Origin of the sequence: Arsenophonus sp. ENCA (assembly GCF_002287155.1) — a bacterium.
Taxonomy (GTDB): Bacteria; Pseudomonadota; Gammaproteobacteria; order Enterobacterales; family Enterobacteriaceae; genus Arsenophonus; species Arsenophonus nilaparvatae.
Window position 1 is genome coordinate 1 of sequence record NZ_NHNG01000566.1, and the last position, 8871, is coordinate 8871.

An 8871-nucleotide genomic window follows, 5' to 3' on the forward strand; every position below is an offset into this window, starting at 1 on the left:
AGCACCCACGACAGTCAGCATTTCGAAAGGGTCATTGACAAGGCCAACACCAATCGCAATATCTACGCCGACCGAGGCTATCCCTCTGCGGAGCGGGAAGCTTGGCTGAAGGCAAACGGCTATAGGAGCCAGATTCAGCGTAAAGGCCATCGAAACAAACCGTTGTCCAAGACTCAGCAAGGGCGAAACCACAGGATTGCAAAGACTAGGGCACGGGTTGAACATGCATTTGCGGCGATGGAACAAATGGGTAGAAAACTGATCCGCACCATTGGACAGGTGCGCGCTAATTTTGCCATGACGATGATGGCAGCATGTTACAACCTAAAGCGGTTGGCGTACTTCCAGAGCGCGTGCATCGTGGCTTTCTGACGCCCAGAATGGGTCAAATGGCCCTAGCCAGGGCAATGTGCGATAGAATCAGTAGCGTGATAATCAAAAAAAATCTAATTATTTAGAATGAAAGCCAAGGGTTAATTGAAAATCTTGAGTTTTTCGAGGTGCCCTATAGAAATCATTTTCAATGAAAATATTATTGTTTTTTTATTAACAATATGTAGGTTGAATAGATATTTTTATCGTCAATGGCGATTAAGTTTTATAATAGTAGTTATCGGGGTATTTTTTCATGGTAGATCGCAATTTTGATGATATTGCAGATAAGTTTACACAAAATATTTATGGTACAACCAAGGGAAAAATACGCGAAGCTGTTATTTGGCAGGATCTTAACTCTTTGCTTGATTTATTACCCAATAAACCGCTAAAGATATTAGACGCGGGTGGGGGAGAAGGTTTTTTTGCAAGCAAGCTAGTTGCGATGGGGCATCAAGTTATTGTTTGTGACATTTCGGCAACAATGCTTGAACGCGCCAAATTATTGGCTAAAGAAAAAAAAGTAAGCCATAACATGCAATTAATTCACTCTTCCGTTCAAAATATTAGGCAATATTTAACAGAAATGGGAGCAGTTGATTTAGTATTGTTTCATGCAGTTATTGAATGGATCAGTGAACAAAAATCTGCAATAAAAACCCTAGCGGATATAATTAACCCAGTGGCGCATTTTCTATCATGTTTTATAATGCGAATGGGTTGGTGATGAGAAATGCTGTATTAGGTAACTTCCATTTAGCGACACCTAATATTCAGCGACGCCGCAAACGTTCACTCACTCCTCTAAATCCGTTATTACCAGAAACAGTATATCAATGGCTGGCAGAATTTGATTTTAGAATAGTTGGTAAAACAGGTGTACGGGTTTTTCATGATTATCTACAAAGCCGTCAGTTACAAAATAAAGATTTTCCGGCGTTGCTTGCTTTGGAGCAGCGTTATTGTCGACAACAACCCTATATTGATCTGGGGCGCTATATTCATGTTATGGCATGCAAGTCTATGTGAAAGGATGAATTATGGGTGAATTTTCCCAGACTGTTCCGGAATTGGTATCCTGGTCGCGGAAAAATGATTTTTCAATCTCATTACCTGCTGAGCGTCTGGCCTTTTTATTGGCTGTTGCTGTTCTTAATAGTGAGCGGCTCGATGGCGAAATGAGTGAAGGTGAATTAATTGATGCTTTTCGTGAAGTCAGTAAAGGATTCGAGCAGACCGCAGAAACGGTTACTGCCAGAGCTAATAATGCCATTAATGATATGGTAAGGCAGAAATTATTTAATCGTTTTTCAAGTGAAATCATTGAAGGTAATGCAATTTACCGTTTAACGCCACTTGGTATAGGCATCAGTGATTATTACATTCGCCAGCGGGAATTTTCTTCCTTACGTTTATCTATGCAACTTTCGATAGTAGCTGGTGAATTAAGTCGAGCAGCGGATGCCGCAGAAGAAGGGGGTGATGAATTTCATTGGCATCGCCATGTCTTTGCACCATTAAAATATTCGGTGGCAGAAATTTTTGACAGTATTGATATGTCACAGCGTGTGATGGATGAACAGCAAAATAGTGTAAAGGAAGACATCTCCGCATTACTCAGTCAGGATTGGCAGGCAGCGATTGCCAATTGTGAACAACTTTTAACGGAAACTTCTGGCACATTACGTGAATTACAAGATACGTTAGAAGCGGCTGGTGATAAATTACAGACTAATTTGTTACGTATCCAAGAGGCCAATATGAATGGAGGTGGTTCAGAATTGGTTGATAAGCTAGTATTTGATCTACAAAGTAAGCTTGATCGAATTATTAGCTGGGGGCAACAATCTATCGATCTCTGGATTGGCTATGATCGCCATGTGCACAAATTTATTCGTACTGCCATTGATATGGATAAAAATAGAATATTTTCGCAACGCCTGCGCCTCTCGGTGCAAAATTATTTTACCGATCCTTGGGCCTTAACGGTAGCCAATGCCGAACGATTGTTTGATGTGCGTGATGAAGATCTGGTATTGAGTAATGAAGAAGTGACAGGTGAGTTGCCAGCTGAACTGGAATATGAAGAATTTAATGAGATTAATGAACAACTGATTGAGATAATGGAGCAGGCATTGGCTGGCTATAAGAAAGATCAGCATCCATTGGATATTGGTTTAATATTACGTGACTACTTAACTAAATATCCACAGAAACGGCATTTTGATGTTGCGCGTATTATTGTCGATCAGGCAGTTAAGTTAGGTATAGCAGAAGCGGATTTCTCAGGTATCCATCCTGAATGGTTAGCGATTAATGATTACGGAGCCAAGGTACAGGCACATGTCATCGACAAATATTGAACAATTTATGCCAGTAAAATTGGCACAAGCTTTAGTCAGCTCCCTTTTCCCTGAATTGGATAGCCAGCTTCGAGCCGGGCGTCATATTGGCATTGATGATCTGGATAATCATGCCTTTTTGATGGATTTTGAACAGGAATTAACGGCTTTTTATGCTCGCTATAATGTTGAGCTGATCCGTGCTCCGGAAGGTTTTTTCTATTTACGGCCACGTTCGACCACATTAATTCCTCGCTCAGTTTTATCTGAATTAGATATGATGGTTGGCAAAATTCTTTGTTATCTTTATTTAAGCCCGGAAAGACTTTCGAATCAGGGTATTTTTACTGCGCAGGAACTGTTTGAAGAACTATTGTCACTAGCGGATGAAAGTAAACTACTGAAGTTTGTCAATCAGCGCTCAACAGGGACGGATTTAGATAAACAAAAATTACAAGAAAAGCTTCGCACTTCGCTTAATCGCCTACGCCGATTAGGCATGGTTCATTTTTTACAAAATGACAGTCACCGTTTTATGATCACCGAATCTGTCTTTCGTTTTGGTGCTGATGTGCGTAGTGGCGATGATCCACAGCAAGCCCAGTTACGGATGATCCGTGATGGTGAAGCTATGTCGTTAAAAGATAACTTATCATTAACAGATAACGAAAATAATGATAATGACAAAGATGAAGCGGAGGATGAATAGCTATGTTAGAACGAGGCAAGTTTCGCTCACTCACGCTCATCAACTGGAACGGTTTTTTTGCCAGAACGTTTGATTTGGATGAGTTAGTAACGACGTTATCTGGTGGCAATGGTGCCGGCAAATCGACCACCATGGCGGCATTTATTACCGCTATGATCCCTGATTTAACCTTGTTGCATTTTCGTAATACCACCGAAGCGGGTGCAACCTCGGCATCGCGCGATAAAGGGCTGCATGGAAAATTACGCCCGGGGGTTTGTTATTCGATTTTGGACGTCATTAATTCTCGCCATCAGCGTATTTTAGTGGGGGTTCGCTTACAGCAAATTGCGGGACGTGATAAAAAAGTTGATATAAAACCTTTCATAATCGAAAGGTTACCAACGGCAGTTTTACCGACTCATATTTTGACTGAGCAAGTAGAAGAACGTCAAGCGCGGGTAATTGGGTTAAATGATTTAAAAGATCAGATGGATGCGATTGAAGGTGTACAGTTTAAACAATTTAATTCAATCACTGATTACCACGCCCAGCTATTTGAGCTGGGTATTATTCCAAAACGATTGAGATCATCGAGTGACAGGAGCAAATTTTATCGCTTAATTGAAGCTTCTTTATACGGTGGAATTTCCAGCGCCATTACGCGTTCATTACGTGATTATCTGTTACCTGAAAATAGTGGTGTTCGCAAAGCCTTTCAGGATATGGAAGCGGCTTTGCGTGAAAATAGGTTAACTCTTGAAGCGATCCGCGTCACTCAATCTGATCGTGACTTATTTAGACGTTTAATCAATGAAGCAACGGATTATGTTTCTGCTGATTATATGCGGCATGCTAATGAACGTCGGGTGCATCTAGATAGCGCACTTGCTGTTCGAGCGGAATTATTTGACGGCCGTAAACAACTGATAGCTGCCCAGACCCGTCATGTTGAAATGGTACGTAAATTGGATGAACAAAATGGTTCTTCATTAGATTTAGAAGCGGATTTTCAGGCAGCAAGTGACCATCTGGGGTTAGTCCAAGCCGCGGTACGTCAGCAGGAAAAAATTGATCGCTATCAGACCGACATTGAAGAGATAACTTATCGTCTGGAAGAGCAGAGTGAAGTTGTTGAGCAAGCATTAGAGCAGCAAACTGAGCTTGAAGCCAAAGTTGAGGCGGCTGAATTAGAAGTTGATGAGATAAAAAGTCAACTGGCTGATTATCAGCAAGCGTTAGATGTTCAGCAAACGCGTGCAATTCAATATCAAAAAGCCCAGCAAGCGTTGGAACGGGCAAAGAAAATTTGCCAATTGCCTAAACTAACGCCAGATAATGTTGAGCAATTTTTAACTAGTTTTGAGCAAAAAGAGCAACAGAATACCGAAAAATTACTTGCTCTGGAGCAGAAAATCAGTGTTATTGATGCGGCGACTAACCAATTTGACCAAGCTTATAGCTTAGTTAACGATATCAGCGGTGAGGTAAAACGGGATAAGGCTTATCAAAAAGCACGTGAAGTATTGCGCGACTGGGCTTCACAGCAACATCTTGCCCAACGTATTAAGCCGCTACAGATGCAATTAGCTGAACTGGAGCAAAAACTTAATAGTCAGCAAGATGCCCAACGCATTTTAGCCGAGTTTTGTCAATATTCTGAACAGCAATATCAGCCAGATGAATTAACGACACTACTGGAAGAATTAGAAACTCAGCAAGAGGAACTGAGTATTTCTGTTAGTGAAAGTAGTGAGCATAGCATGTTAATGCGTCAAGAGCTTGAGCAGATCAAACAAAAAATTCAAACCCTAACCAAAAAAGCACCTACTTGGCTGGCAGCACAAGATGCCCTTAATCAATTAACTGTGCAGGCTAATGATAATTTTAGCCATAGTCATGAAATTACCGAGCATCTACAGCAATTGTTGGAACAAGAACGTGAAATCACCGTTGAACGTGATGAAGTCGCCAGTCAAAAGCGTGAATTGGAGCAACAAATAGCTCATCTTAGTCAACCGAGCGGCGCTGACGATAACCGCTTACTTGGCCTAGCTGAACGGCTTGGTGGTGTTTTGTTATCTGAAATTTATGATGACGTTACTATTGATGATGCACCTTATTTTTCAGCGCTCTATGGTCCAGCAAGACATGGTATTGTTATTCCTGAGCTAGCAAAAATTCACTCACAGCTTGGTGAATTGATAGCCGAATGTCCTGATGATGTCTATTTTATTGAAGGCGATCCGCAATCTTTTGATGATAGCGTGTTTAATGCAGAAGAATTTGACCAGGCAGTATTAGTACGATCGTCAGAGCGTCAATGGCGTTTTTCTCGTTACCCTGAAGTCCCCCTATTTGGTCGGGCAGCGCGTGAAAATCAGCTGGAGATGTTGAGCCAAGAGAGAGATACCTTAGCTGAGCGTTATGCGACTCTCTCATTTGATATGCAAAAATTACAACGCGCTCATCATGCATTTAGTGGTTTTATTGGTAAACATCTGGCGGTGGTTTTTGACGCCGATCCAGAGGCTGAAATTCGTTCTTTAAATCAACGTAAAAATGAGCTTGAGCGCCAATTAGCTCAATTTGAAGCACAAACACAACAACAAAAACAGCAACATACTGCGACCAAAGAACGTTTGTCGAGTTTAAACCGATTGTTGCCAAAAATTAATTTGCTAATGGATGAAACGCTAGTCTCTCGGATTGAAGAAATCCGTGAAGCATTGGCAGAGGCAGAAGAAGCAGGGCACTTTTTGCATAAGCATGCAAAATCGTTAGCAAAATTAGAGCCAATAGCCAACGTCCTACAAAGTGATCCTGAGCAGCATGAGCAATTACGTCATGAATATGAACAGGTCAAACAGTTGCAGCAACAATCTAAACAGCAATCTTTTGCTTTAATTGAAGTTGCTCAACGTCGCGCTCATTTTAGTTATCACGACTCGACGGAGATGCTATCAGAAAATACCGATTTAAATAATAAACTGCGCAAGCGTCTGGAACAGGCTGAAAAAGAGCGTAGTCAGGTACGTGAACAGTTGAGGCAACAACAAACTAAAACGGCGCAATTTAACCAACTATTAGCTTCACTGCGTAGCTCTTATGAAACTAAGCAGGATATGCTAAGGGAATTAGAGGCTGAAATAAAAGCGATTGGCGTTCAAGCAGATAGCAATGCTGAAAAACGGGCACGCGAACGCCGAGACCAACTTTATGAAGCTGTAAATGCTAATCGCTCTCGCATTAACCAATTGGAAAAACAGATCGCATTTTGTGAAGCTGAAATGGACAATTGGCAGAAAAAATTACGTAAATTAGAGCGGGATTATTACCAACTTCGCGAGCAGGTGGTCTCCGGTAAATCTGGCTGGTGTGCTGTAATGCATATGGTCAGAGAAAACGGTGTCGAGCGTCGTTTACATCGGCGTGAATTAGCTTATATGGATGGCGATAGTTTACGTTCGATGTCAGATAAAGCGCTAGGTGCACTTAGACAAGCGGTAGCGGATAATGAACATTTACGCGATGTATTACGTGCCTCTGAAGATCTTAAACGACCAGAGCGCAAAGTAGCGTTCTTTATTGCGGTTTATCAACATTTACGTGAACGTATTCGACAAGACATTATTTGTACTGATGATCCGGTTGATGCCATTGAACAAATGGAAATTGAATTAGCGCGTTTGACAGAAGAACTGACGGCCCGTGAACAAAAATTGGCCATTAGTGCGAAGAGTGTGGCAAATATTATCCGTAAAACGATCCATCGTGAGCAAAATCGCATCCGCCTGCTTAACCAAGGGCTACAGTCCGTTGCTTTTGGACAAGTAAAAGGGGTTCGGCTTAATGTTAATATTCGACAAAGTCATGAATCTCTACTTGATGTGTTATCAGAAGAGCACGAACATCATCAGGATCTGTTTAAAAATAAAAGTCTGACATTCTCTGAAGCGATGGCAAAGCTTTATCAACGTTTAAACCCTCAGCTAGATATTGGCCAACGCCTGCCTCAAACAATTGGTGAAGAATTACTTGATTATCGTAATTATCTAGAACTGGATGTTGAAGTTAATCGTGGTTCGGATGGGTGGCTCAAAGCTGAAAGCGGCGCGCTGTCGACGGGAGAAGCAATTGGTACAGGCATGTCAATTTTGGTGATGGTGGTACAGAGTTGGGAAGAAGAGTCACAACGATTACGAGGTAAAGATATTTTACCTTGTAGGTTCTTATTCCTGGATGAAGCGGCTCGATTGGATGCTAAATCGATTGCAACATTATTTGAACTTTGTGAACGATTAAAAATGCAATTAATTATTGCTGCGCCTGAAAATATCAGTCCGGAAAAAGGGACGACTTATAAGCTGGTACGTAAGGTTTTTGGCCAACAGGAGCATGTTCATGTCGTTGGTTTGAAAGGTTTTGGACAAGAAGATAAACAGTTAAAAATATCTTTTGCTGTCACTTAATTTCAAGTAGTAAAAATTTATTTTTATATTTTAACAACCGCTATTTCTTGATAGCGGTTTTTTTATTACCGCTATGTTTTAAAAGTAAATTAAGTATTGCAATTGAAAATAAAGTGATCGAAGATTATATTTTAAATAGTAGGTTGGTAATTTAATTTTTAATAAGTATTAAATCTAAAATTTATGGGATTTTATTTTAAATGAAAATTTACTTTATCAGTGCAGGTTATAAATTAATTTATAAATATGATTATTTTTAAATAAAAAATTATTTAAATTTGTATCAAATAAACCACAACAGATTAGTTAATTTTAACCTTCTAAAAATAAATTTTTTACTCTGGTATTAAAACAATAAAAATGAATTATAAAGGTGGTATTATGGCGAATAAACGAGTCAACACTCTGCGTGCTTCATTAATAGGCTGTGTAATATTGACAGTAACACCAGCGTGTGCACAGCTCGCGCAAATAAACACAACCACAAATATCCAAGTTCCTTTAATCAATTTGGTTTCTGAGCAGAAAAATGTAACTGCTGAAGAGATACAAAAAAGTCGTCAGCAGCTGCAAGGCTTCTTATCACCAGGTACTAATTTAGTATATACCGACAGGTTAGCTAAGCTCTATGCTGAAAATAATATGCAACCATTGTGGGATGATGAAACAGCAGTATTAGAATTTAAGCAGCAGTTAGCAGAATTAGCGTTGGCCGGTTTTCAGCCTCAGTTTGGTAAATTGCTATCCCTATTAGTAAAAAATAAACAACTCAATCAGATGGAACGAGATATTATTTTGTCAGATGCTATGTTGGGTTATTTATATTTTATATGTAATAAACTAGTTGCTGAATAGAGACTTGCATTGTTTGTCACGCTATTGAGAATAAAAAGAGGTTTAACTTAGAGAATAAAGGTTTGAAATGATCAACAAAGAGCGGCTGTTACGAGATAATCGTTTATGTAAAGCAATCATTGGATTATCAGTCGAAGAA

At 40.1% G+C, this 8871-nt stretch carries 5 protein-coding genes and 1 pseudogene; all 6 read left to right on the forward strand.

Going from position 1 to position 8871, the window contains the following annotated elements; all coding sequences use genetic code 11:
* Positions 1-372, forward strand: a 372-nt coding sequence (locus tag CBG25_RS14735; RefSeq protein WP_290603757.1) for a transposase, incomplete at its 5' end; no start/stop codon positions are given.
* A 256-nt stretch (positions 373-628) separates the two neighbouring features.
* Positions 629-1404, forward strand: a pseudogene (cmoM, locus tag CBG25_RS14740) (tRNA uridine 5-oxyacetic acid(34) methyltransferase CmoM).
* Between the two features lie 11 nt (positions 1405-1415).
* A complete protein-coding gene (mukF, locus tag CBG25_RS14745) occupies positions 1416-2738 on the forward strand; it encodes a chromosome partition protein MukF (RefSeq protein WP_290607562.1) in 1323 nt (440 codons plus the stop codon).
* The gene (gene mukE / locus CBG25_RS14750) at positions 2719-3426 is read left to right on the forward strand and encodes a chromosome partition protein MukE (protein WP_032116338.1); all 708 of its coding nucleotides are present in this window, start codon (positions 2719-2721) and stop codon (positions 3424-3426) included. The genes mukF and mukE overlap by 20 nt, the downstream gene beginning before the upstream one ends.
* Positions 3427-3428: 2 nt before the next feature.
* On the forward strand, positions 3429-7877 hold the full coding sequence (gene mukB / locus CBG25_RS14755; RefSeq protein ID WP_290607564.1) for a chromosome partition protein MukB: 4449 nt from the start codon (positions 3429-3431) through the stop codon (positions 7875-7877).
* Between the two features lie 360 nt (positions 7878-8237).
* Positions 8238-8732 (forward strand): hypothetical protein, encoded by a 495-nt coding sequence (locus CBG25_RS14760; RefSeq protein ID WP_290607566.1) that lies wholly within the window; start codon positions 8238-8240, stop codon positions 8730-8732.
* Positions 8733-8871 lie beyond the last annotated feature (139 nt).

Excerpts from the sequence above, each read along its gene's own strand:
- mukF (WP_290607562.1), top strand. The coding sequence starts at position 1,416 with ATGGGTGAATTTTCCCAGACTGTTCCGGAATTGGTATCCTGGTCGCGG.
- mukE (WP_032116338.1), top strand. The coding sequence starts at position 2,719 with ATGTCATCGACAAATATTGAACAATTTATGCCAGTAAAATTGGCACAA.
- mukB (WP_290607564.1), top strand. The coding sequence starts at position 3,429 with ATGTTAGAACGAGGCAAGTTTCGCTCACTCACGCTCATCAACTGGAAC.
- CBG25_RS14760 (WP_290607566.1), top strand. The coding sequence starts at position 8,238 with ATGAATTATAAAGGTGGTATTATGGCGAATAAACGAGTCAACACTCTG.